Raw genomic sequence first — 21,437 nt, 5'->3', positions numbered from 1 at the left:
TGCCGAAACGGCATTTTTGTTTTGAAAGGCAGGAATAAATAACACTATGACAGAAACAGCTCAACAAATCGTTATGGACTTGGTGAAAGCAGAGCTAAGTCAATTCAGACCCGCACAAATCGAAAAAGTACTGCAGCTATTGGAAGAGGGTAATACCGTCCCTTTCATCGCGCGCTACCGGAAGGAAGCTACCGGATCGCTCGATGAGGTCGAGATCCGCGAAATAGAAGAGCGCCACCAATACGCGACGAACCTGCACAAGCGCAAGGAAGAAGTCATCCGCATCATCGAAGAGCAAGGCAAACTGACGCCGAAGCTCAAAGCGGATATCGAACGCGCCGAAAAGATGCAACGCGTTGAAGACCTATACCGCCCTTATAAACAAAAACGCCGCACGAAAGCCGCAATCGCCCGCGAAAAAGGCTTGGCTCCGTTTGCCGAGTGGCTGATGAACGGACCGACGAGCGGATCCTTATCAGTAGAGGCGAAGGCCAAGGAATTCCTGAATGAGGAAATGGAACTTTCTACTATAGAAGACGTTTTGGCTGGGGCCCATGAAATCATCGCCGAAATCGTCAGCGATGAACCGGCTTACCGCGAACATATCCGCGAGTTCACGCGCAAAAACGGCCAGGTCGTCAGCACGGTGAAGGATGCCGAGAGCGACGAAAAGGGCGTCTTCGAGATGTACTACGATTTTTCCCAAGGTGTGGCCACGGCCGTACCGCACCGCATCCTGGCTATGAACCGCGGCGAAAAAACCGGCATCCTGAAGGTTGCGATCGCGGTCGATGAGGAGAAAATCTTCGCGTATTTGTCGAAGAAAGTTCTGAAGAATCCGAACAGTATCGCTGCGCCGTACGTGAAGGCCGCCTATGAAGACAGCTACCGCCGTTTCATTGGACCGGCGATCGAACGCGAACTGCGCAATGAACTGACCGAAGCCGCCGATGCGCAAGCGATCGATGTATTCGGGGACAACCTGCGCAACCTGTTGCTGCAGCCGCCTTTGAAAGGCAAAGTGGTGCTTGGTTTGGATCCGGCTTACCGTACCGGCTGCAAGTTGGCGATCGTCGATGCGACCGGTAAAGTATTGGCGAAGAGCGTTATTTATCCGCACAAACCAGCCAACCAGGAAAAACGCGCTGCTGCCGGTCCGGCTTTCCGCAAAATGCTTCAGGACTACAAAGTCGAAATGGTTGCCATCGGGAACGGAACCGCTAGCCGCGAGTCCGAGCTATTCGTATCCGAGCAGATCAAGCAAGTGCTGAATACGGTCTACTACGCTATCGTCAATGAAGCGGGAGCTTCGGTTTATTCCGCCAGCGATATCGCCCGTGAGGAATTCCCTGATTTCCAAGTCGAAGAACGCAGTGCCGTCAGCATCGCGCGCCGTCTGCAGGATCCGCTTGCCGAATTGGTGAAGATCGATCCGAAATCGGTTGGTGTCGGCCAGTATCAGCATGACGTTTCCCAGAAACAGTTGGGCGAACGCTTGGACTTCGTCGTCGAAACCGCCGTGAACCAAGTCGGCGTCAACCTGAACACGGCCAGTGCGCCATTGCTGCAGCACGTTGCCGGTCTGAACAAAACCATCGCCAACAACATTGTCACTTTCCGCGAAGAGAATGGGGCTTTCGACAGCCGCCAACAATTGAAGAAAGTGCCGCGTCTCGGCCCGAAAGCTTTCGAACAATCGGTCGGCTTCATGCGCATCGCCGGGGGCAAGAACATCCTTGACAACACCGATATTCATCCCGAATCCTATCCGGCCGCCAAAGAAGTGCTGGCACTGGCTGGGCTTAGCCTGAAGGACATCGGAACCGAACAAGCCCGCGAAGCGCTGGGAGCGTTGGATCGCACCAAAGCGCGCGAAGCGACCGGACTCGGTAAGGAAACGTTGCAGGATATCATCGCCGGTCTAACGAAACCGGGCCGTGACCCGCGTGACGACATCGCCCAACCATTGCTGCGCCAAGATGTGCTCTCAATGGAGGACTTGAAGCCAGGTATGGAACTGCAAGGGACCGTACGCAACGTCGTTGACTTCGGCGCTTTCGTTGATATCGGCGTCAAACAAGACGGCATGGTCCATATCTCCAAACTCAGCAACCGCTTCGTCAAGCACCCTTCCGATGTGGTCGCGGTCGGCGATATCGTGACCGTTTGGGTCGATCATGTCGACACGAACAAAGGCCGCGTTGCCCTGACGATGTTGCCGCAAAAATAATGAGGAACAAATAGATGAACGAACAAGAACTGCAACGGTTGGTGGAACACATTTCGATTACCGTTTTCCAGAAACCGTTCCGCCACCGCGCCAGTTTTAACCGCCGCCTCAAGACGACAGGCGGACGCTACCACCTGGGAAGCCACGATTTGGATTTCAACCCCTTGGTGCTGGAACTGCACGGACCAGAAGAACTGGAAAAAGTTGTGAAGCACGAACTCTGCCATTACCACTTGCATCTGGAAGGCCGGGGCTACCAGCATCGGGATGCTGATTTCCGGAACTTGCTGAAGGCGAGCGGGGGGAGCCGGTTCGTAAAGGACCTGCGCCAGGCTGGAATAGTTACGCCGCCAAAATGGCTTTACAGTTGCAGTGCCTGCGGACAGATGTATCCGAGGAAAAGAAGGATTGATCTGAAAAAATATGTCTGTGGGAAATGCAAGGGAAAACTGCGATTGAAGATTGAATAAAAAATACATCCATTCTAAAAGCCCCGGGAATCTGCGTTCTGAGATTCCCGGGGCTAATTCATTTATAAATTTGGTTGAATAAGGGCTTATGCGGCATCATAATTTTTGATTATGATAGATTACGAATGCTGCTCTAACTTCATCTGGAGGAGTCACGAACTTTTCTTCCATCCAACCTTGAATCGTACCAGCCAAGGTGTAAGTGAATATCCGCGCATCGGCAGAAATTTGTTTCTCTGTTAAATGAACGATTGGAGTCCAGGTCTCTAAAAGAGTCTGATGGATCGTATCCAAAATTTTGAGAATGAGTCTTTTTTGAACGTCATTTTGCAAGCATAACGAAATGGCCTTTCGATTTTGATAGACATAATCGAAAATAGTTATATCAGAGGCGTTCATTGATTTTCTTTGAGTCAGAGGATAGCCTTTGAAACTGTTTCTTACTGATTCAGTGAATCCATCCAACAGTTCTTGGGTTATATCATCGAGCAGATCGAACTTATCATAATAATGATTATAGAAAGTCGTTCGGTTATAATCGGCGGTTTCCACTATGTCTTTTACGGAGATGCAAGCGAAACTTTCCGTTTCCAACAACCGCATCAATGCATCCTTGAATAAGTGCTTCGTTCTGCGGGCACTCTTGCTGTTTGATTCATTTAACATGGAATAAAACCTCCTAAACACGATAGATTATGCAATTTTGTCGAAAAACCCGACAATTATGTAAGCGGTGTCGTTTTTATGGACAAAGCTATTGAAATTGTGGATTGTTTTGCCAGCCAAATGATTTAAAATAAAGACATAAATAAAACACACCACAACCAAGCTGGAAACTCAATCAGCTTGAAACCATCATCCTTATTATCATCCAACAATGACCACCAACGGTCTTCATACATTTCTCAATTCAGACCCCTAAATTTTAGATTAATCCAAACATCTTGAAAGCATCTCTACCTTCATCAATTAGTTTATCTTCTATGCAATTCAACGAATCCGTAAACAACTCCTAAAATTCATCTCACCACAATTCCAAGAATAAGTGCACCTTAGTAAGTGAAGGATACCTACTTACCAACTATCAGTTTATTTTCTATAGGATAAAAACCAAACATATGCTTAAAAAATAATTCGTATTGATTAGATTATAATGTTTTTTTAATGATTTGTACATTGATTCTTGCCAACGAAATAACAGATGCTGCGAGCAGAAACTCTATTTTTGAGTGGACAGGATCCTGAAAGTCCAGCCCATTGACAAATGGAGTTGTTGCTAAATGAAGCGATTTCAATAAGCGGGAAGTCGCCTCATAAACAACAACAACATTAAATAAGCGGATAGAAAGAGGAGGAAATTATCATGGAAATCATGAAAAGATTGGTTCGTGAAGAAGAAGGACAAGGTTTGGTTGAGTACGTGATGATTGTAGCAGTTGTTGTTGCTATCGCTTTGGCAGTAAGTGGTACTGGCTTGGGAAATAAAATTGAGACAAGATTAACGAATTTAATCAATGGTGCAACTACACCATAATTTTACTTATCTCCATAGATAAAAAGCCCGCTAAATTTGGCGGGCTTTTTGTCTAAAAATTTCCGATTTTGAATATCCGTATGATAAAAATCATAAACGAAATTAAAAAAGGAGTTGAGAAAGATGGCGACCGCAAGCAATATACTGCTTTTGATGCTAGTCTCGCTATCCGCGGCGTTTGACGCTAAAGAACGGCGGATACCCAACAAAATTACTTTTATGGGCATTGTTGTTGGATTGTTATTCAATTTAATTGGTGGAGGATGGATGGGACTACTTAACAGCTTTTTGGGATTGTTGGCAGGAATCGCTATTTTTTTCATTCCTTTTGCTGTTGGTGGGATGGGCGCTGGTGATGTGAAATTGATGGGTGCCATAGGAGCTCTGATGGGGTGGCGCTTTTCATTGGAAACCGCCATTTATTCTGCGCTGGTGGGTGGAATGATGGTGCTTGTATTCTTGATTTACACTAGAAAAATGCGTGAGATACTGAGCGGGCTGCTATTGGCTCTTGTCCAACTTTTAAATCGCATTATTCAAAAAAGAGGGTACAGTGAGACGCTTATGAAAGCTGAACAAACCTTCTATAGGAACGGTCGGGAGTATAAAAAAATATATATTCCTTACGGAGTAGCGATTGCCGGCGGAGCGGTGCTGGTCTTACTAGCATATAGCCAAGGCATACAATTTTTTTAAAAAGAAGAGGGTGATGTTCTTGAAAAAAATAGTGGAACTGCGAAGGAGTGAAAAAGGGCAAGGAATGGTGGAATTTATCTTTGTGTTGCCGTTCTTGTTGCTGCTAGTGTTCGGCATGGCTGAAACCGGAATGATCCTGAACGCCAAAATAACAGCTACACAAGCTGCAAGGGAAGGTGCTAGATCAAGCGTGATACTGCCCAAGGGATCGGATTATGTTGGTGAGGCAGAAAGTAATGTCGCAGCATACATGGCGAATATCGGTAATTCTTCCGGCTATTCGACTGATGCCACAATACTTTCGAGTGACTCGTTATCGGTGACGGTCATTTATAATTATATACCCAGTTTTATCCCTGGATTACCGAGTCCGCTGCAATTGGAGTCAACGGTTATCATGAGAATTGAATAATCAGGATAGAAAGTAGAACAACACGCATCATTTTTTAAGATCAAATTATAATTGTTAGGGGTGAACAGAAAATGAAGAACAAAAAAAGAGTATGGATCATAACGGCTTTTTTGGCTTTGTTCACAACAGGATTAGTCTATGTTTATCTCAACCAAGTGGAAGCAGCGAGTGAAGCTAATAAAGTAAAAACAGAAACGGTTGTAGTAGCGTTGACGACAATCCCAGGACATGTTAGAGTCACCGCTGAAATGCTGGAAACAAAAGAAATAGCAGAAGATGCGGTTCATCCGGATGCACTGAAGTCAATGGACGATGTTGTCGGCGGAATAACAACCACCGATTTAGTGGCGGGTGAACAGATATTAAGTGAACGTATTGTTTTGGATACCGGAGTAGGACCTTTAGCTTATCGGGTGCCGGAAAATATGCGAGCAATCACCGTCCCGACCACAGAGGTGGACAGTATCGGAGGCTATATCATGCCAGGAGACAAAATTGATATTTTGGCTCGTTACCCTTCTGCTGAGGATGTGCCAGTAGTTGAAAAAATCCAGAATATAGAAGTTTTGGAAAAAGGTCCCTATGCAGTGGATACAGAAGGAGAGCAGACAGGGGTACCTACATCAATAACCATTCTAGTTTCGCCCGGACAAGCAGACGTCATTGCCAATGCATCGCTTAATGGTAATCTTTACTTTACATTACGAAATCCAGTGGACGCGAATATACTGGAATAAACATGAATTCAGGGAAAGCGCGGTGAATGAAAATGAACAAAATGAAACTAATGCTGTTGGCTGATACAGAGTCCGATCGCCAGAACATCATGGGAATATTGAAAAATATCGATTACGTGAATGTGATTGGAGATTACACTGATGAAGACGCGGCATGGGATAGTCTGGAAAGGTCTTCAGCTGAAATTATGTTACTCGGTGCCGGAGTGAACGGAGAAGGTTATGCTTTTGCAGAAAGAATTTCTGCCATTCATCCTGAACTCGGCATTATTATGCTGGAAAGTGAATTACTTGAAGAGACCATGCATAATGCCCTTTTTTCAGGGGCAAAGGATGTGCTCGTGAAACCACTGGAACCAGAAAAAGTGGCAAGTGCTATCTACCGTATCCATCAACTGAGTGAAAGGAAAGCGGCTCTGCAAAATAACGCTGTAAATAAGAAAGTCCGGAAAAGAGATTTGGGTCAAGTGTATACCGTATTCAGTACCAAAGGCGGCGTAGGTAAGACTTTTGTTTCCATAAACTTGGCAGCTTCTCTGGCGAAGAAACAAGATGCTCGGGTGGTGTTGCTCGATTTGGATCTCGATTTTGGCAATGCCGCATTAGCCTTGAATCTTTTTCCAAAATTCACCATTTCTGACGTAGTTGATGATATCCGCAATATTGACAGTGATCTGATTGAAAGCTATCTAATGCCACATGAATCCGGAATTAAAGTATTGCCGGCAAATCTGCAGCAACAAATGAACGATTACATGAATGCAGAACATATCCGCATCATTTTGGAATCATTGCGGGAATCATTCGATTACATCGTCGTTGATATGCCTGCCCGTTTCGTGGACAAGGTGATGCCTGCATTGGCTTTGGCAGATACTCTTTTGGTTGTCACGACACCGGAAATTTCTTCTGTGCGGAACGTGAAGGCATTGTTGGCTACGTTGATGGATTTGAATTTCCCGCAATCAAAAGTAAAGATCATTTTGAACAAAGAGCAGATCCGAGGAGACATCAAGCAGAAAGACATCGAACTCACACTGAACAAAAAAGTGGACGCTGCAATCGGATTTGATTATCAAAAGGTTCTGTCTTCTTTAAATAGAGGAATTCCCTTGGTATCGGAGTATCCAAAAAATGTCGTTTCAAAGAACATTGAAAAACTTTGTCTTAGGATTGTACAAGATGAACCATTAAAAGCCTAAAGATTAATTAAAGCAATCTATCAAAAGAGGGTGAGAAAATGATGAATATCGAGGCATATGGTAATTTCGGTTCCTCTGAAAGCAAAGAACTGGGTGAAAATCGTGAAGGGCAGAATATTATTGCTAAAAGACGCAGTGATTTGGATGAATTGTCCTATGAGGTTTTGCAGATCGTCATTGATCAAATTCCCGAATCAAAAGCAGGGGACGATCTCTCTGCACATCACAAGAGAACGCAAGAGAAGATAAATGATGTGATCAATAGCATCATTTTTGAACAAAAACGTCATCTTTCCTTCGCGGACAAAAAGCGTGTGAATATGACCGTAATGAATGAAGTGTATCATTATGGCCCGATTACGGATTTACTGAATGACACTACGGTTTCGGAAGTAATGGTAAATGGTCCTAAAAAAATATTCGTAGAGCGAGAAGGGAAAATACAGCAGACGGATAATGAATTTCGTGACGACAAGCATGTCATGCATATTATTGATAGGATCATTTCGCCGTTGGGTAGACGTGTTGATGAGAGTTCTCCGTTAGTCGATGCACGCTTGCCTGACGGATCTCGTGTCAATGTCATTATTCCCCCGTTGGCTGTTAAAGGGCCTTCCATAACAATCAGAAAATTTGCGAAAGATCCTTTCACCGCTGATGATTTGATTTCTTTCGGAACACTAAGTGCTGATATTGCCCAATTCTTACGGCACTGTGTTAGAGGTCGTACAAATGTATTGGTTTCTGGAGGGACCGGAAGCGGTAAAACCACCTTATTGAACATCCTATCAGGCTACATCCCGGATGATGAACGGATCATCACTATTGAAGATGCTGCGGAAGTACAGTTACAGCAACCGCACGTAGTGACTTTGGAATCAAGGCCGGCCAATATTGAAGGGAAAGGGAAAATAACTATCAGGGATCTAGTAGTCAACTCTTTGCGTATGCGCCCAGACCGCATTATTGTTGGTGAAGTTCGTGGCGGAGAGGCTTTGGATATGCTGCAGGCGATGAATACAGGGCACGATGGGTCGTTAACGACCGTGCATGCCAACACACCTCGTGATAGCTTGTCACGGTTGGAGACAATGGTCATGATGTCTGGAATCGAATTGCCGTCCCGCGCGATTCGAGAACAAGTATCTTCAGCCATAAATTTGGTTGTCCAAATCGAAAGAATGTTGGATGGGACCCGTAAAATCTCGAAAGTTAGTGAGATTGTTGGTATGGAGGGAGAAACCGTTACCTTACAGGACATCTTCATTTTCAATCAAGAAGGAATTGATGAGAAGGGAAAAGTCAGAGGAAGGCACCAAGCAACAGGCGTAACACCAAGTTTCCTGCCGAAATTGAAAGCTCATGGCGAAAGTGTATCAGCAAGCCTTTTCAAACCATCAAATTTCCGCTCGGACATGTACAGAAAGGGGAATTGATATGCTGCCGATTATGTTGATTTCCATTTTTATTACCGTCCTGTCTGGATTGTATGGCTTTTACTTGGTTTTCTTTGAACGCAGACATTCCGTGAAGGAAAGACTGATACAAACTAGGCAATCCGGTGTGGTAGCTTCGAATGAGGAAGTCGAGGCTGAAAAAGGGAACAAGCTTTCTTTATGGTTAAAAAAATTCAATAAAGATTTGGAAACATCGAAATACTATTTGAATGTACAGTCAAAATTACTTCAAGCCTACATCAAAATGAAACCGCTTGAATTTTTCGAAATTTCCCTTGCAGTGGGCTTGACGACAAGTTTATCGCTCTATTTTATTTCTGGCAGCCTGTTATTTTTCTCCATCGGATTTTTTGTGGGATATAAAGTTCCGGAAGTCATTTTGGAAATAGTCAGGAAAAAGAGAGTACGCAAGTTGAACTCGCAGCTGCCGCAAGCCTTAGGACTGCTTGCTAATGGTTTACGGGCAGGTTACAGTTTTCCGCAGGCGATGGCGGTCATCATGAAAGAAATGGAAGCTCCTATCGCTGACGAGTTCGGAAAAGTCTTGCGCGAGAACGCTTACGGGAAGCCGATGGAAGCTGCTTTGGTGGACTTTTCTAAGCGGACAGATGACGAAGATTTGGACATGTTCATTACCACCCTCTTGATTCAAATGAATGTCGGAGGCGATTTAGCAGAAATTTTGGATACAATTTCATCAACAATCCGTGAGCGCGTCAAATTAAGAGGGGAAATCAGAACGCTTACTGCGCAGAACCGCATGTCAGCTTGGGTAGTCGGCATCATGCCATTCGCTTTAGCATTACTGACGTATAAAGCGAGTCCAGATCAAGCGTTCGCTTTCATCAACAATCCAATTGGAATGATAATGGCCATTGCAGCAGCAGTATTGATGGTCATCGGCGTTGTCGCGTTGATCAGAATCGTAAACATAAAAGTATAAAGGGGAGATAAAAATGGAAATTCTGGTTTATGGTTCTGTTTTTCTCACCAGTATGGGAGTTCTCTACTTAATCTACGAACAATTTCTCGAGCCGAAAGCGTTAGTAAAAGAACGTTTGGATAATGTGAAGGTCATTATCGATACGCGGGAGGCTCTATCTGATGAGATGCATGAGCCTTTCACGCAACGGGTCATCAATCCAGCATATGAAAAAATAGTAACAAATTTGGGGAAAGTTGCCCCTTCTTCGATTCGCGATAAGTACAATGCCTTGCTCGCCAGTGCCGGATTATTGGGAAAAATGAAGTACTACAATATCCTAGCGATTCAACTCCTTCTGGCAAGTTTGTTGGTTTTGTTGAATTTCGTGATATCCAGAAGATTGGGTAATCCAATTAATGCCACTTTTATGTTTTTGGCTGTGCTAATAGGATTTTTGTTTCCGTACTCGGTCTTAAAATCCAAATCAGAGGAGCGCAGACAAAGAATTCAGCATGCTTTACCGAATTTTCTGGACTTGTTGCATGTCACCGTAGAAGCAGGATTATCTTTTGATATGTCTATTTATCGCACAATCAGCAAACTGAAAGGACCGTTGAGTGATGAATTATTATTCACTATGAATGAAATGAATAAAGGCCGAGACCGATCTGAGGCGTTTCGTGATTTGGTGAAACGCACACAGGTTGAAGATCTGGCTACATTCGTCACTTCAATCATTCAGGCTGAGGAACTTGGTTCAAACATTGGGAACGTCCTTCGGATTCAGGCGGAAACAATCCGGACCGCAAAGCGCCAGCGATTAGAAACTCAAGCTGCAAAAATTCCAGTGAAAATGACGCTTCCCATGACACTATGTCTATTGCCTGCAATGTTGATAGTGGCTGTCGGTCCTTCCATTATAAGTATCATGAACAATTTTCTGAAATAACACTAGCAGAAAGGAGACGCTCAGCATGTTTATTAAGAAAACATTCGTATTCTGTTTGCTCTTCGTCCTGTTATTTTTGAAAAATGTATCCTCTGTATGTGCGGAAGAAACAACTACTTCGGAAAAAATTGCTGTTTCCCTGGTGATTGACACCTCTGGGAGTATGGCCGAAACGGACCCGAATAACTTGAGAAAGACAGCGTCGGAAATCTTTATTGATCTGCTGAGCCCTGATGACTATCTCGGTGTCGTCATGTTTTCTACTGATGCTGTGGAAGCAATCCCCATGCAACAGGTAGCAAGCATGGAAAACAAAGAAAATTTGAAAGCTACACTTGCCCCTGCCATAACGACGTTGGGAGATACAGATTATTTAAAAGCTTTACAAGCCGCAGAGTATCAACTTGATAGTTTTGCTGAACAAGATGTCCGAAAGGTAATCATTTTCCTGACAGATGGGGTTCCTGATCCAAATCCAGCTCAAGGAGATAATCCGGATTTTATGTCAGGATATATGGACAGTATTTGGGCAACGACGGCAAATATCGGATTGAAGGATTATCCGATATATACCTTAGGTTTCGGGAATTCCGATCAAAGCATTCTGCAACGGATTGCATCTGATACCCGTGGTGAAGCGAAATTCATTGAAAGTCCCGGTGCAATTGCAACCAATTTTTTTGAGGTTCTTCGGATGCTGAAGAATCGTCAGACCGTCTTCAACGAAAGCTTGTACATCCAGGGAGAGCACGCCATTCCCTTTTCCGTTGATCCCTATACTTCCCAAGTGACGATGGTATTGGCAAATGAAAATGTTGGGGTGGATGTGTCTGTCGTGTCGTCAGATGGACAAACGGTACCCCAAAATTTAGGGGTACAAAAGAACGACAATTATTCCATCATCACATTGAATCAGAAAGAAAAGGAATTGACCGGCGAATGGCAATTAGTTTTGAATGGTACTGGAAACGTACAACTGTTCGGCGATAAGGACATGTTCTTCAAATCTTGGATGGTGGAACCGCAAGCAAATATGCAACATCCAATAAACGAAACACTGAATATCTCCGTTGCTGTGCTTGGGGAACTATCCCCGCAGATGACGGTTGACGTCCTGGTTTCAAAGAACGGCATACCCGAAACGAGCAGTGTTCAGTTAGCCTTAAAAGACGGCTATTATGTGGGCACTTACAATGAGGTGGACCAACAAGGGGACTATTCCTTAGAGACACATGTAAAAGATGGTGATGTTTTGGTGACGAATAGCCTGACCACGATAAAAGTGCAGGAATTACCTACTCTGAAAACGGATGGATACGAAAAAGGCAACAATACCTATAAGGTATCAGAAAACAAAACAATTACCGGATACCTCGAGATGCGTGATAATGAGGTCAATAGTCAACAGGGTATAGAAATCACCAGCTTTAACTTGGTGAAGAACTATGCTGATGGCAGACAAGAAATTCAGGCGTTAACGGACAACCCGGATGAATTCAACGGGGACTTAGTTGGTGGAGATGGAATCTATTCAGCGATTATGCCATTTGACCAAGAAGGTGAATTTTCCGCGTATTTGGTTGTTCAAGGAGTTTATCAAGGCGACATGTTCCAGTTGGAAGAGGATTTGGGAGATTACAAGGTCGTCTCTTCGGGAGAGGTCGTGGGTGCGATTCCGAAGGCTGATTTGACCGGAAAAGCCGGGGGAGAGATCAGCGTCCCAATTCATTTGGAAAATTATTCCGGTAGGAATGAAACGATAACAGTCGAAGTCGACCCTGCAATCGGTACTGTCCAATCAACCCCAATTTTGTTGGAATCAGGTGAAATACTGGACGGTGTTGTTGCGGTGAAACTGTCCGATGGCATCAATTTGGATGATCATAACGTTCAGTTAAGTTTAACAGCTTTGGATCCTTTGACAGTGGTGACGACGGATCTGTGGGCCGCCGTTTCTGTAGTGTCCGGAACAGACCTATTGCTGATAAACTTAAAAGACACACTCCAAAATAATCAGGGAATCATAATTCTGATTGCTGCGCTTATGATTACATTTGTTACGATTGGCCGATTGTTGTATTTCGTCTTAGTCAAGAAGAAACTGAGCAACTTGGGATATTTGGAGTACAACAAAAAAGGCTCCACCGATTCTGTGATGAAATTCCAGTTGCCGAAGAATGTCTCAAAAATATCTATTTCTTTTGGGGGACATAATAAAAATGCTGATGTAAGCATCGTGGAAACCCGATACAAATATGACCTGAACCTTGCCGTGGTGAAAAATAACAAGGGGATGAAATGGGTTGAAGGATATAAATCGTTATCAAAAGGCTACAAACCATTTCACCTACTGTTGAATGCGGAAGCTCCAGGTATATTCATGATTGATGGGGAAGTTCTGACACATAGGGAAATATTTGATCAGGATACGTTTGAAACTGGGGGATATACATTTGTGTACAGAACGGAAGTAAAAAGTCTCAAGCAACAAGAAAAAGCAAAAAATGTGCTGGAAGGTAAGATGTGATATGGGCAAACTAGTGAGGAGAGAGACGAATGAGGTCATTTTAGAGAATGCCAAGGTCGCAGATAACTTCATCAGCCGATTCTTGGGCTTGATGGGGAAAAAGGATTTGCCAGAAGAGGCAGGTCTGATCATAAAACCATGCAGTAGTGTGCATTGTTTTTTCATGAGATTCCCTATAGATGTCATCTTTGTGGATTCCGATGATAGGGTCGTCCATATTATGCCCGCGATGAAACCAGGAAGAATTTCTCCGATTGTTAGGAAAGCGACATATGTGATTGAGAGTAATGCGCACACATTGAGCGAAAAATTAAGGATTGGTGACGAGATTTCTGTTAGCGAATCCATCTGAGTTATTAATGGAAGGGAAACAGCTTATAGAGAGAATCCTTTTAAAAAGGAGGGGTGGCAATGCTGAAGAAATTAAAAAGACTGAAGAAAGAAGAACACGGCCAGGCTCTAGTTTTTTTTGTCGGAATATTTGCGATACTGCTGGCTGTTATGGCTTTTGTTGTGGACGTAGGCAACGTATATGTAGAGAAAGCGAAATTGCAAAACGCGGTTGATGCTGCGGCTTTAGCTGGTGCGTATGATTTACCCAATGAAACTAATGCTACTGGCAATGCAGACGTATATTTTGATTCAAATGGGTATGCAGATGTTGTTCCCATAATTGCTCCTGATGCTGATAGTGTAAGCGTAACTGCAACAAAGCAGGTGGATTATGTATTTGCACAAATCATTGGGTTGAATTACGCAAATGTTACTGCCAGTGCCACCGCAACTATTACTCCAGCAGATGGTGTCACTGGTGTAATACCCGTAGGTGTAGTGCAACAAAAATTCAACATTGGACAGGAATATACTTTAAAAGAAGGTGGAGGAGACGGGGCAAACGGAAATTTTGGGGGATTGGATTTTGGGACGTTAACAAGTTTTAAAAACAGTGCTTTTAAAGGGGGAGGAGCTAGCTTATTCCAGAACCTGATTACAAAAGGGTATGATCAACCCATTTATGTAAACGAGAAGGTAAAAACTGAAACTGGGGCTATGACTGGCAAAAGTTTTACAAAAGACAAAATAGCTTTCATACCGATAGTTGATAGTATGGATGTCAAAGGGAAAAAAGAGGTTACGATTGTTGGGTTTGCTGCATTTAAAGTTAAGAATTATTCCGAAGAAACAACAGAAATTGATGGCAAAACAGTCAAAAAAGGCGTAATTGTGGGCACGTTTGAATATGATGTTGCTGCGAGTAGTGTTGCTGGTACATATACTGATTCTGGCTTACGTAACGTGAGGCTTACTGAATAGCGTGCATCTCGAGATAAATTTTGTATGCGGGCCATTAGGTAGGTGCTAAATTGGAATATTTAGAACTGAATGTGAAAAAGACAAATTTTTTTAAAACACACTAAGATGAGTAGTGTAAGACCACTATAGTGGAATTTTACTACTCATCTTATGATTTTATTGAAATTTCATAGCTAACCCCCATGCCACAATCGCATCCATCAATTCTGGAAAAAGCTTGATGAGCTAGATGAAGCAATGAGCCATCTTAAATTTCTGAGTGCAAAAGTTGAATGGGTATGAAAAAAGCATCAAGTTACCCTTTTCATGGGACAGTCGACGCTTTTTGAGCAGCTGGCAAGACATAAGATTTAAGTATGTATGCTTCAATTAAGAATCATTCCTCAACATTAATCTCTTTGCGGTTATTCAAAGCCAACGTTCCCAAGTATTTATAAAGGGGGAGGATATCAATTGTTTTTGGAAATTCAAATTTCCGCATTTCAAGACTTTATGCATGTGCCTTTCTTGTGATATTCATCAGGTAGGTGATTGTGATCTCGCTATCATCAAATCCAAAGCCGGCAGTTTCCATTTCTACATCAACGATATTCATAAGATAAATTGATTTGAAGGATGTCTTTTTGCATGTCGTACCTTGGTTATCCACAAACAATATACGTTCATTGGTGAATACAATAGCGTCTCGAATCAATTAATAGCCTGTTTCGATAGATTCACCCTCAAAAAGATATTTTCCATATTCTTGCTCTAAGTCTACCTTTGTTTTGCGTGGTCATATTGTCTAAAATACCTTGCATGATATTTCCAAATCCAAATTTTGCCAATTGCTTGTCCTTCCAAATAAATGTTTATAGTGTTAGTATACTGTAATGTTTCATATTTGCGTATATTATTAAATAATCAAGGCCTTATTAATATAAAGAAAATTAGTAAGCAGACATTGACAGAAATGCACTTCAAAAGTATAATGAAATAGTTAGTTTTGCGGTCATGGCGGAATGGCAGACGCGCCAGCTTGAGGGGCTGGTGGGAGTTACTCCCGTGGAAGTTCGAGTCTTCTTGGCCGCATAATAAAAAATAGGGTTCCTGGCATCTTACTGATGTCGGAACCCTATTTTTTTGCCTAAATGATAAACATGAACAGTCCAAATGGCACTGCTGATCATATATTACTGGGGTAAGTTATTCATTGCATATTGTGCTTGTTCAGCAGTGTACCCTTCGTAAATCAATTGGTCATATAAACCCTGATCGGAAAAAGAGGAGTATTCTAAATAATCAATGGCTGTTTGAAGCGCATTCTGATTCCAATCCGTTGACACATTATCAAGTGCATACTGTGCTTGTTCAGCAGTGTAACCCTCGTAAACCAATTGATCATATAAGCCTGGATAAGAGAAAGAAGAATAATCCAAATAGTCGATGGCTGTTTGGAGCGCGTTCTGATTCCAATCGGTTGAGACACTATCAATCGCGTATTGTGCTGCATCTTCGGGGAACCCTTCGTATAAGAGTTGATCGTATAATCCTTGCTTAGAAAAACTTGAATAATTGAGGTAATCCTCTGCGCTGCCGAGTGCATTTCTGAACTCCCTTGAAACATCCGGCTGTGGAGCGGACTCTTCGACAGGAGCAATTACTATTTCTTCGCTGACTGTTGGAATTGATTCTGGCACTGATTCTGAGGCGGCCATTGCAGCTGATGATGCTTCTTCTGAAACTTCAACATCACTGTTCGTTCCGCAGGCAGCCAAAATTAATGCACTACCAAACAATAATAAGTAATTTTTCATGATGATTCCTCCAATTAGTTTTTTTATATCAACCGCAGATGCGGTGAATATCACAAACCAAGAAAAATAACGCGGTTTTACGAACCACCTATAATCAGGGCGGTCTGTTTTTGTTTTTTAAGAGTATCGATCAGGAGATTGTGGTCTGTAATTTGGATATTAAATAACTTCTTCAATTCCATCAGTATCATCTGCTCACGTTAATATAATTATACTTCATAAATCGACAAATATTGCACACAAAATAAAATATTTTATTTGTACGAGGATAGAAATAACCTGTTTGATATTTGACATTCTTGTGTTGTATAGCTGTCAGTCCGTTTTTGATTCAAAAAGTTTGATGCTACTCTTTCTATCCTTTATTTATCTGTTATAATGGCGTGGATATCTTTTTTGCTGTAGGTTATCCTAAATAAAGGAGGGGCTTATTTGAAACTTTTACATACATTAAAACCGATAGTTGCAGTCATTGCCGGGAATATTATTGTCGCATTTGCGATAGCGGCGTTTATTTTGCCGAAAAATCTGATTGCCGGTGGATCGACGGGGCTTGCCATCATTTTGAATCATTTCTTCGGGTTGAACATTTCTTTGGTCGTGCTGATTTTCAATGGTCTCATGTTTTTCATCGGAGCCGCGTTGTTGGGAAGGAAGTTCGCCTTGACGACGATTCTGAGCACGATTATATTTCCTACTTTTTTGACTTTTTTCCGAACAATACCCGCTTTGCAGGATATGACGGATGACATTCTGCTATCGGCCATTTATGCTGGGATCCTCTGCGGATTGGGTGTGGGACTGGTGTTCAAGGTCGGTGCTTCCACGGGGGGAATGGACATTCCGCCGTTGCTTTTGAACAAGCATTTCCGCATACCGGTTGCAGCGGGAATGTATACATTCGACGTTATTTTCCTACTGGTCCAGGCGTTCTTTTCCAGCATGGAACAGATCCTTTACGGGCTCATCATGGTGTTCCTGACGTCCATCGTCATCAACAAAGTCATGGTCACCGGAACAAACAAGATGCAGCTTTTCATCATTTCTAAAAAATTTGAGGAAATCAAAGAGGCGTTGCTGTATGTGCAGGATGTGGGTCTGACGCTGGTGAACATCGAAACGGCTTTTGAGGGGGCGCAGCAGCAAGCGGTGCTTTGCGTCATCGAGCAGCGTAAACTGTCCGCCATCAATGCCTTGGTCAACGATATCGATCCATTTGCTTTCGTGATCATCGGACAGGTCCATGAGGTCGCAGGGAAGGGCTTCACGTTGGAGCGACAGTCCGGATTAGTCGAATAGAATCAAAAAACTGAGGCGTGATCCGAGATTCGGATCACGCCTCAGTTTTTCTGTAATTAAAAGTGGATGTTTCATGACCGGGTAACCGGTCCAAATTGGGCGATCAAGTCATGGATTGTCGGCTGTTCTCTTTGCGTTCATACGCAAACAACCGAGAGATCCACGAAGTGTTGGCTGATCTGTCTGAACACCGACGTAAACAACCGAGAGATCCGCGAAGTGTCGGCTGTTCCAGCCGAACGTAGACGCAAACAGCCGAGAGATCCACGAAGCGTCGGCTGTTCCGGCCGGATGCGGACGCAAACAACCGAGCTCTCCGCGAAGTGTCGGCTGTTCCAGCCGAACGCGGAAGCAAACAACCGAGAGAACCGCGAAGTGTCGGTCGTTCCGGACGAACGCGGATGCAAACAGCCGTGAGATCCGCGGAGTGTCGGTTGTTCCAGACGAACGCGGAAGCAAACAACCGAGAGAACCGCGAAGTGTCGGCTGTTCCGGCCGGACGCAGATGCAAACAACCGAGAGAACCGCGAAGTGTCGGCTGTTCCAGCCGAACGCAGACGCAAACAGCCGATATAGCTCATGAACAACGGTTGTTCCGGCACGAAATCAGTATCCGCGGACGGCTTTTTTCGGAACGTACAATTGTGGGTTCGTCTTGGCGATGACAGCCAGCACCATGATCGTGAACGCTCCGGTCGCCAAAGCGCTGGCGCCATTCAGCGTGATGGAGTAGAGCCATGCGCTCCAGCCTTCAGGGGCGTAGGATCCCCAGAAGTAGTAGCCGGCAATCGTGTGCCAGAAGTAGCGGCCGATAGTCCCGACTACGGTACCTATAAAGACATTCCACAAAAGCATTTTTTTATTTTGATCCGCAATCGCCTGTTGCACTTTCGGCGTGAAAAGACCCGCCAAGCCGGTGAAACCAAAGGCGATGAAGTACTCGATGAATCCTTGCAGCGGGGTCAGGATATAGGCAGTCCCGATCAGGATGTGCAGCACGCCCCACAGGAAACTGGCGAAGAAACCGGGGACCAAACCGCGGCGCAGGCAGTAAAGCAGCATGACCGGTGCTCCCACCGTGACGGAAAAACTTGGGCCGATATTGAAAGGGATCAGGGATAAAACGGTTGCTAAAGCAGCAATGATGGTTCCTTCGATCCAGATGTTCAGATTTTTTGACATAAAAAAAACTCCTCCTTTTTTTGGGCATAATATACCATCGACAAAGGAGGAGAATAAAATTCAATTCTCAATCACAATCCCTACGCTCGTGCTAACGAACAGGTTCGAAGGGTCAGAATCTATGTTCAATCTCAGCCGCGGACGGCCCCCCTTTGTGAAACGGTTTATTCAGTTAAGTTACACTTTACTACAGTTGATTTTTTTATGCAAGTTGCACGGTGCACAAAGCCGCATCCCGGACTATGCCAGAATGGCTAAACACTTGTGCGGAATGACCTATTTCTGCTCTTTTTCGGCCTGGGCCTTCAGGATGGCTTCGCGCTTCTTTTTCTTCTGCGTATTCAGGTAGGAATCGATTATGCCACCGGTCAGCATGCCGATACCGAAGCCATAAGTCAGGTTGCCCGCGAAATAACCGATTGAAGCCCCGATCAGCATGCCGTACATCGTAAAATTGAATGAATTCTGCAATTTCGGATCTTCGTCGACCGGCAGTTTTTTATTGGTTACCGCGCCAGTATTGTTTTTATGCAGTTCCGGTATTGTTGGTTTCACATTTCTGCGTTGGATCTGGTTGCCTTTGTTCTTTTTCGCCATTTCGTGTACTTCCTTCCGTCTATCTGACACTTGTATTGTCTCCAATGAACATCATATCAGTTCATTTCCGGCTCTTCAATAGAACTCGCTGGCGGATATACGCGGAATCGTACAAATGGAGGAATTCTTCCCAAATCGGAGGATCATTGATCTTCTTCGGACAGTTCGACCGGGTCGCCGTTGTCATCCTGGAAATAGCCCTTCAGCACAAAAGCATCATCGCTCGGCCGATAACCGAGGGCAGTTTTGGCCTGTGAGATGTCCAAGCGCGGGAAACGATTATCGGAAAGGCCGTTCACCAACAGGAACGGCTCAACCAGTTTGGCTTTCAGGGCGCAGTCGACTAAATGGCAAAGGTCCCGTGGAGACAGGTATTCAGCCAAGCCCGCTTCGTCGACGATCGGGTCATCGAGGTTTTCATCAAAGTTGCCGATGCGGATGCCGATGGATTCTTGGCCTTCCGTAAAGGCGAAGTGGCTGGCCAATCCTTCCAGATAGACTTTCGAAACGCCGTAAATATCGCCCGGGCGGACAGGTTCATCGACGTGAACCTGCACATTTTTCGGATAGGCGCTGACGGCGTGGATGGAACTGGCGAAGATGATACGTTTGACGAAGTTTTCGTACTTGGAGGATTCCTTGAACAGGTAGAAGGGCATCTTGTAGTTCAAATCGATCAGCTCATCGTCAAAAATAGCATCTGGTGAAGGATTGCCGGCCAGATGGATAACGTAATCGATCCCTTCCAGCAGCCCGTCCCAGTTGCCGGCGACAGTCAGGTCCAACTCTTTGACGATGGTGCCCTCCAAAAGGGCCGGATCGACGTTATGGAAATGGATATCCACCAAAGTCAGTTCGTAGCTCTCCTTCAGATGATCCGCCAAAATTCTTCCTATATTACCGCTTGCGCCGGTGATCATGATTGTGGTCATTGTCGAAATACCCCCTTGTTTTTTTTACAGTTGCTATCGTGAACGTCTTTGGTTTAACTGTATGCAAGCCACCGGAAAATGTCAAAGGATAGCCCTTACAAAAACGGCGATTCGTCGGACGAAAAGGGAATGTTATATTTGAGTAAAATGTAGGTAAATTAATTGAGACACGGGCGTTATCCCTGTATAATAGGGGTAAGATGATAGGCAAGGGCAAGACACTTTTCAATCGAAAACGAAGGGGTGAGTCGGATGGACTTGTTGAATTTGCAAATGCGCGCTTTTCAAGGTCAGTGCGGATCTGTTGTGCAACAATCTTCCCATTCATTCTATTGCCCGACAGAGCACGTGCTTTCGCATGTGTTTTTTTGTTGATCCTGAAAGGTACCAGCGGGGCTTATCATCATAATGCCGAGCATCAAACGGGGGTGATGATCATACTACTTTCTCAAAACAAGTCAAAACGGAAAGGAACGGTGATCCGACGCATATCTCCTAGCTGTCAGGTGTGACAGCCATCGTACCGATGAAAGGCGTGAGGCCGGATAGCATGGTAACGTATCACCCGATAAAATGTGAAAATAGAAAAACTGGCGAGGTTCCCTTTCGGGTGCCTCGCCAGTTTTTTTGAATCGGGATTACGCTTTTTTGACGAATTCGGACTTCAGTTTCATCGCGCCGAAGCCATCGATTTTGCAGTCGATGTTGTGGTCACCTTCGATCAAACGGATGCCTTTGACTTTTGTTCCGACTTTCAATGCGCTCGAGCTGCCTTTGACTTTCAGGTCCTTGATGACCGTAACAGTGTCGCCGTCCTGCAGCAGGTTGCCGTTCGCGTCCTTGACGATCAATTGATCTTCATTAGTTGCTTCAGCGGCATCCGCGCTCCATTCGTGTGCGCACTCGGGGCAGACCAGCATTGTGCCGTCTTCGTAAGTGTAAGGGGAGCCGCATTTCGGGCAATTCGGTAATTCCATCATGATTTTTATTCCTCCGTTGTTTTGATTAACTGTCTTTTTATTTTCCATTTCCGGCCTTTTATCCAAGGCGGAAGATGCTTCTATACTGCCATATTTTCGCCTTGTTGACAATAGAAAATAGACAATATAAGAATAATAACCAATAAGAAGAAAGATAACGGATCGGGAAGGCTCTATATGTGTTGTTGACTGAGGTTG

The 21,437-nt window shown here is 44.2% G+C and carries 21 protein-coding genes, 1 tRNA gene, 1 pseudogene and 1 riboswitch; of the genes and pseudogenes, 16 read left to right on the top strand and 7 right to left on the bottom strand.

What is annotated here, in order from left to right:
* Positions 1-46: 46 nt before the first annotated feature.
* Positions 47-2,230: a Tex family protein gene (locus tag ACKPCD_RS11340; RefSeq protein ID WP_321433254.1), complete on the top strand. Its 2,184-nt coding sequence runs from the start codon at positions 47-49 to the stop codon at positions 2,228-2,230.
* 14 nt (positions 2,231-2,244) lie between these two features.
* Positions 2,245-2,700, top strand: coding sequence for a SprT family protein (locus tag ACKPCD_RS11335; RefSeq protein ID WP_321433253.1), 456 nt, complete (start codon positions 2,245-2,247; stop codon positions 2,698-2,700).
* A gap of 96 nt (positions 2,701-2,796) precedes the next feature.
* Here ACKPCD_RS11335 and ACKPCD_RS11330 read toward each other — a convergent pair whose 3' ends face one another.
* A complete protein-coding gene (locus ACKPCD_RS11330; protein ID WP_321433252.1) occupies positions 2,797-3,366 on the bottom strand; it encodes a TetR/AcrR family transcriptional regulator in 570 nt (189 codons plus the stop codon).
* A gap of 697 nt (positions 3,367-4,063) precedes the next feature.
* Here ACKPCD_RS11330 and ACKPCD_RS11325 point away from each other — a divergent pair.
* From ACKPCD_RS11325 to ACKPCD_RS11275, 11 genes are all read left to right on the top strand, one after another.
* On the top strand, positions 4,064-4,234 hold the full coding sequence (locus tag ACKPCD_RS11325; RefSeq protein WP_321433251.1) for a hypothetical protein: 171 nt from the start codon (positions 4,064-4,066) through the stop codon (positions 4,232-4,234).
* A gap of 123 nt (positions 4,235-4,357) precedes the next feature.
* Positions 4,358-4,930, top strand: a complete 573-nt coding sequence (locus ACKPCD_RS11320; RefSeq protein ID WP_321433250.1) for an A24 family peptidase — start codon at positions 4,358-4,360, stop codon at positions 4,928-4,930.
* A 19-nt stretch (positions 4,931-4,949) separates the two neighbouring features.
* Positions 4,950-5,342: a TadE family protein gene (locus ACKPCD_RS11315; protein WP_321433249.1), complete on the top strand. Its 393-nt coding sequence runs from the start codon at positions 4,950-4,952 to the stop codon at positions 5,340-5,342.
* A 71-nt stretch (positions 5,343-5,413) separates the two neighbouring features.
* Entirely contained in the window at positions 5,414-6,079 is a 666-nt protein-coding gene (cpaB, locus tag ACKPCD_RS11310) for a Flp pilus assembly protein CpaB (RefSeq protein WP_321433248.1), read from the top strand.
* Positions 6,080-6,105: 26 nt separating this feature from the next.
* A complete protein-coding gene (locus ACKPCD_RS11305) occupies positions 6,106-7,281 on the top strand; it encodes a CpaE/TadZ family protein (protein ID WP_321433247.1) in 1,176 nt (391 codons plus the stop codon).
* Between the two features lie 38 nt (positions 7,282-7,319).
* Entirely contained in the window at positions 7,320-8,717 is a 1,398-nt protein-coding gene (locus ACKPCD_RS11300) for a TadA family conjugal transfer-associated ATPase (protein ID WP_321433246.1), read from the top strand.
* Position 8,718: 1 nt separating this feature from the next.
* Positions 8,719-9,681, top strand: coding sequence for a type II secretion system F family protein (locus tag ACKPCD_RS11295; protein ID WP_321433245.1), 963 nt, complete (start codon positions 8,719-8,721; stop codon positions 9,679-9,681).
* A gap of 13 nt (positions 9,682-9,694) precedes the next feature.
* The gene (locus ACKPCD_RS11290; protein ID WP_321433244.1) at positions 9,695-10,612 is read left to right on the top strand and encodes a type II secretion system F family protein; all 918 of its coding nucleotides are present in this window, start codon (positions 9,695-9,697) and stop codon (positions 10,610-10,612) included.
* Between the two features lie 25 nt (positions 10,613-10,637).
* Positions 10,638-13,139, top strand: a complete 2,502-nt coding sequence (locus tag ACKPCD_RS11285; RefSeq protein WP_321433243.1) for a VWA domain-containing protein — start codon at positions 10,638-10,640, stop codon at positions 13,137-13,139.
* 1 nt (position 13,140) lies between these two features.
* Complete coding sequence (locus ACKPCD_RS11280; RefSeq protein WP_321433242.1) at positions 13,141-13,491, top strand: DUF192 domain-containing protein; 351 nt, start codon at positions 13,141-13,143, stop codon at positions 13,489-13,491.
* Positions 13,492-13,550: 59 nt separating this feature from the next.
* Positions 13,551-14,453, top strand: a complete 903-nt coding sequence (locus ACKPCD_RS11275) for a pilus assembly protein TadG-related protein (protein ID WP_321433241.1) — start codon at positions 13,551-13,553, stop codon at positions 14,451-14,453.
* Between the two features lie 376 nt (positions 14,454-14,829).
* On the opposite strand, the pseudogene ACKPCD_RS11270 reads toward ACKPCD_RS11275, so the two are convergent.
* Positions 14,830-15,253 (bottom strand): annotated as a pseudogene (locus tag ACKPCD_RS11270) (PH domain-containing protein).
* Between the two features lie 187 nt (positions 15,254-15,440).
* Between ACKPCD_RS11270 and ACKPCD_RS11265 the strand changes: the two are divergent.
* A tRNA-Leu gene (locus tag ACKPCD_RS11265) sits at positions 15,441-15,524 on the top strand.
* A gap of 101 nt (positions 15,525-15,625) precedes the next feature.
* Here the strand turns inward: ACKPCD_RS11265 and ACKPCD_RS11260 are convergent.
* The gene (locus tag ACKPCD_RS11260; protein WP_321433240.1) at positions 15,626-16,249 is read right to left on the bottom strand and encodes an Ltp family lipoprotein; all 624 of its coding nucleotides are present in this window, start codon (positions 16,247-16,249) and stop codon (positions 15,626-15,628) included.
* A gap of 432 nt (positions 16,250-16,681) precedes the next feature.
* On the opposite strand from ACKPCD_RS11260, the gene ACKPCD_RS11255 reads away from it, so the two are divergent.
* Together ACKPCD_RS11255 and ACKPCD_RS11250 are read left to right on the top strand one after the other, a co-directional pair.
* A complete protein-coding gene (locus ACKPCD_RS11255; protein ID WP_321433239.1) occupies positions 16,682-17,548 on the top strand; it encodes a YitT family protein in 867 nt (288 codons plus the stop codon).
* 66 nt (positions 17,549-17,614) lie between these two features.
* Positions 17,615-17,965: a hypothetical protein gene (locus ACKPCD_RS11250; RefSeq protein ID WP_321433238.1), complete on the top strand. Its 351-nt coding sequence runs from the start codon at positions 17,615-17,617 to the stop codon at positions 17,963-17,965.
* Positions 17,966-18,154: 189 nt separating this feature from the next.
* Here ACKPCD_RS11250 and thiT read toward each other — a convergent pair whose 3' ends face one another.
* The 4 genes from thiT to ACKPCD_RS11230 all read right to left on the bottom strand — a co-directional run bounded on the left by thiT (position 18,155) and on the right by ACKPCD_RS11230 (position 21,236).
* Complete coding sequence (gene thiT, locus ACKPCD_RS11245) at positions 18,155-18,730, bottom strand: energy-coupled thiamine transporter ThiT (RefSeq protein WP_321303242.1); 576 nt, start codon at positions 18,728-18,730, stop codon at positions 18,155-18,157.
* Between the two features lie 60 nt (positions 18,731-18,790).
* Positions 18,791-18,892: riboswitch (TPP riboswitch) on the bottom strand.
* A 114-nt stretch (positions 18,893-19,006) separates the two neighbouring features.
* Entirely contained in the window at positions 19,007-19,327 is a 321-nt protein-coding gene (locus tag ACKPCD_RS11240; RefSeq protein ID WP_321433237.1) for a hypothetical protein, read from the bottom strand.
* Positions 19,328-19,470: 143 nt separating this feature from the next.
* Positions 19,471-20,259, bottom strand: a complete 789-nt coding sequence (locus ACKPCD_RS11235) for an NAD-dependent epimerase/dehydratase family protein (protein WP_321433236.1) — start codon at positions 20,257-20,259, stop codon at positions 19,471-19,473.
* 638 nt (positions 20,260-20,897) lie between these two features.
* The gene (locus tag ACKPCD_RS11230; protein WP_321381965.1) at positions 20,898-21,236 is read right to left on the bottom strand and encodes a zinc ribbon domain-containing protein YjdM; all 339 of its coding nucleotides are present in this window, start codon (positions 21,234-21,236) and stop codon (positions 20,898-20,900) included.
* Positions 21,237-21,437: the final 201 nt, after the last annotated feature.

Origin of the sequence: Trichococcus flocculiformis (genome assembly GCF_963662535.1) — a bacterium.
Classification (GTDB): Bacteria; Bacillota; Bacilli; order Lactobacillales; family Aerococcaceae; genus Trichococcus; species Trichococcus flocculiformis.
The sequence above is the reverse complement of the archived record's forward strand: the minus strand, read 5'-3'. Positions and strand labels throughout refer to the sequence as shown.